The 2815-nt window shown below is 60.7% G+C and carries 4 protein-coding genes; 3 read left to right on the top strand and 1 reads right to left on the bottom strand.

The window, feature by feature from the left end; all coding sequences use genetic code 11:
* Nucleotides 1–235: 235 nt before the first annotated feature.
* Both WBV42_RS11130 and WBV42_RS11125 read left to right on the top strand, forming a co-directional pair.
* Nucleotides 236–385 carry a DUF7563 family protein gene (locus tag WBV42_RS11130; protein ID WP_423743696.1) on the top strand — a complete coding sequence of 50 codons (150 nt, stop codon included), beginning with the start codon at nt 236–238 and terminating at the stop codon, nt 383–385.
* 63 nt (nt 386–448) lie between these two features.
* Nucleotides 449–691, top strand: a complete 243-nt coding sequence (locus WBV42_RS11125) for a GIY-YIG nuclease family protein (protein ID WP_423986092.1) — start codon at nt 449–451, stop codon at nt 689–691.
* 33 nt (nt 692–724) lie between these two features.
* Here the strand turns inward: WBV42_RS11125 and WBV42_RS11120 are convergent, their stop codons facing one another.
* Nucleotides 725–1318 (bottom strand): NADPH-dependent FMN reductase, encoded by a 594-nt coding sequence (locus tag WBV42_RS11120; protein WP_423986091.1) that lies wholly within the window; start codon nt 1316–1318, stop codon nt 725–727.
* A gap of 201 nt (nt 1319–1519) precedes the next feature.
* Between WBV42_RS11120 and WBV42_RS11115 the strand changes: the two genes are divergently transcribed.
* On the top strand, nt 1520–2815 hold a 1296-nt coding region (locus tag WBV42_RS11115), incomplete at its 3' end, for a phosphoglucomutase/phosphomannomutase family protein (RefSeq protein WP_423986090.1).

Here is a 2815-nt window from a genome sequence, read left to right as displayed (position 1 = left end):
AGCAAACGTTGGACGGCCACTGAACTCCACCGGAAATTGGGAGGTCCCGAACCGCATTTCTCGATTCCAAAACCTCATCTTATATATTGGTAGTTGTGTCTTGCTTTTCAATTTCTTTTTCTCTGTTGGGAAAACAAATATTCGCTATTCACGAATTTGGGTCGGAATTTGGAAAGCATATTTACGCGCTCGAATCGAAGCACTGGATGCCGACGACCAATCGTCGGCTGACAGCATGCCAAACTGTGACCACTGTGGCGCGCATGTCTCGGAACGATTTGCGCGCGTCTTCGCTGACGAATCCGGTTACATCCGCGCTTGCCCTGCTTGCTCGGCGAACGCAGGTATCGCCGAGGTGGCACGAGAGCGTGCGCAAAAAGTATAGCCCACTGTGGCGGCCCGGGCGGAATCGACAGGACGAAGAAGAACCACGCGAAGCCTGTCAGGTGTGACCGACCATTGGGTGTACGTCGTCGAATGCAGTGACGGCACTTTTTACACGGGGTACACGACCGACGTCACTCGTCGAGTCGCCGAACACGACGCCGGAAACGGGGCGAAATACACCCGCGGAAGAACTCCCGTCACGCTCCGCTACACCGAGCGATTCGACTCGAAATCCGACGCGATGTCCCGCGAATATCGGATCAAGCAGTTCAGCCGTAAACAGAAAGAGCGGTTGATAGAGTAGTTCGTAGAGTGGTTCGCAGTTCGAGATCGTTTTTCAGTCGTCAGCGGCGGCTTCGTCCGCTCGCTCCTCGTCCGCTTCCGATGAAGTCACGTCGGGGTCGAGGAAGGCGTATTTGGCCGCCTGCTCGCCCAGCTTTCGGACGCGCTCTTCCAAATCACCATCGACGAACTCGCCATCGTCGAACTGCTCGTATGCGTTCCGAATACCGACTTGGTGCGGGAGTACCCAGCCGTGGACGCCGCGGACCGTGATCCGCATGTGATCGAGCGTGCTTCCGTAGGAACCGCCACCGGCGACCGCGAGCAGGCCGACCGTGGTGTCCTCGAACTCGTCGAAGCTACAGTAGTCGTGGATGTTCCGAAACGTGGAAGTGTACGAGCCGTGGTAGACCGGACTGCCGATGATGACCGAGTCGGCTTCCCGGATCTTCCGCTTGATCTCGACGGCGTCTTCCGGTTCTTCCTCGTCCGGGTCAAAGATGGGGAGGTCGTACTCGCGCGGGTCGATGAGTTCCGTCTCCGCGCCTTCCGCTTCCGCGGCATCGAGGACGTGTTTCAAAGCGGTTCGTGTGTGACTGCCATCGCGCATGCTGCCGCATACCGCGATGACATTCGGTGTCCGTTGCATTATCGGACACCTTGGAACCGAGAACGTTTAACCGGCGTGTTCCACTCCGACTGAGTTCCGGTTCACATTCGTCTCGTGGGAACGAACTCGGGTGGAGCGTACAAGGCGATTTCCGAAAGCACACTTTGGTTGCATGCTTGCCACTTCTGTGTCAAACTTCGACACGGTGGTTTTTTCGACATCCCCGATGACGAACGATGTATGGACACGCCGATTTCGTTCGGAACCGACGGTTGGCGCGCGACGCTCGACGAGTTCACCTCCCCGCGCGTGCAGATCGTCGGCCAAGCAGTCGCCGACTACCTCCGCGAGGTCGAAGACCGAGCGGGAGAAACGGTCGCGATCAGCTATGACGCCCGCGATACCTCACGCGGGTTCGCGGAAGACCTCTGTCGCGTCCTCGCCGCGAACGGGTTCGACGTACTCGTCGCCGAACGCGACACACCGACGCCGATCCTCGCGTGGACCTTGGTGGACCGCGACCTCGCGGGCGGCCTGATGATAACCGCGAGCCACAACCCGCCGGAGTACAACGGCGTGAAGTTCATCCCGTCGGACGGCGCACCCGCCCTCCCCGAAGTCACCGACGAGATCATGGCCCGACTCGCCGAACCCGATCCCCTCCCCGAATCGGAGTACGGGTCCGTCAGCGAGGAGGACCTCGTCGAACCCTACGAAAAACACGCTTTCGACCTCGTGGACGCCGACTTCGACGGCTTCTCGGTCGTCTACGACGCCATGCACGGCAGCGGCCGAGGTATCACCGACCGACTCCTCGAAGACGCCGGTGCGAGTGTCGAACGACTCAACTGCGATCAGGACCCGGAATTCGGCGGCACACCTCCCGAGCCGAGCGAGGAAAACCTCCACGACCTCATCGAAGCGGTCGAGGACGGCGACGCGGACCTCGGTATCGCCAACGACGGAGACGCCGACAGGATCGCCGTTGTGACGCCGGAACGAGGCTATCTGGACGAAAACCTCGTCTTCGCCGCGCTGTACGAGTATCTGCTCGAAGACGATTCGGGTTCCGCGGTGCGCTCCGTCTCGACCACCTTCCTCATCGACCGTATCGCCGAGGAACACGGCGAGGAAGTCCACGAGACGCCGGTCGGATTCAAGTGGCTCGCGGAGTCGATGGGCGAACACGACGCGCTCATCGGCGGCGAGGAGAGCGGCGGGTTCACCATTCGCGGCCACGTGCGGGAGAAGGACGGCGTCCTCATGGCGCTCCTCGCCGCCGCAGTCGCGCACGAACGTCCGTTCGACGACCGCGTGGACGACCTGCTCGACGAGTTCGGCGAGATTCACCAGAACAAAGTCAGCCTCGACTGCCCTGACGACCAAAAGGAACGCGTTCTCTCCGACCTCGAAACGGAACTCCCCGAGGAAGTCGCGGGCAAGGACGTGGCCGACATGGTGACGAAGGACGGCTTCAAAATCCTGCTCGAAGACGGGTCGTGGCTGCTCGTCCGACCGAGCGGCACCGAACCGAAG

The organism is Haladaptatus sp. (assembly GCF_049589095.1).
Lineage (GTDB): Archaea > Halobacteriota > Halobacteria > Halobacteriales > Haladaptataceae > Haladaptatus.
Note: the sequence above shows the minus strand (reverse complement) of the source record. Positions and strands in the feature narration are given on the sequence as shown.